The sequence below is a fragment of the Bacillus sp. JJ1764 genome, assembly GCF_036962145.1.
Classification (GTDB): Bacteria; Bacillota; Bacilli; order Bacillales; family Cytobacillaceae; genus Neobacillus.
Genome location: NZ_JBALNY010000049.1, coordinates 1 through 343 on the forward strand (window position 1 = coordinate 1; position 343 = coordinate 343).

At 38.2% G+C, this 343-nt stretch carries 1 protein-coding gene; it reads right to left on the reverse strand.

What is annotated here, in order from left to right:
* Positions 1-69: 69 nt before the first annotated feature.
* The coding region (locus V7083_RS07755) for an inorganic phosphate transporter (RefSeq protein WP_335476809.1) at positions 70-343 on the reverse strand (274 nt) is incomplete at its 5' end.

Sequence of the window (343 nt, forward strand, 5' to 3'; positions counted from 1 at the left end):
AAATTAAGTTTTTTACAAAAAACTACAATTTTTGAATAAAAAAAACCAGGGATAAACCCTGGTTAGGTATTAAAAGATTAAATTTAAAATCAAATAAACGAGGGCTGCAAATATGGCGGTAATTGGTAGCGTTATTACCCAGGTAATCAACATGCGCTGAGCCGTATCCCATTTAACGCCTTTTAAGCGGTGGGAAGCACCTACACCGAGAATTCCTGATGAGATAACGTGAGTCGTACTGACTGGCAAATGAATAAAAGTTGCTCCAAAGATAATGGATGCACCAGTTATATCAGCGGCAACTCCGTTAATGGGACGGATTTTCATAATTTTTCCGCCGACA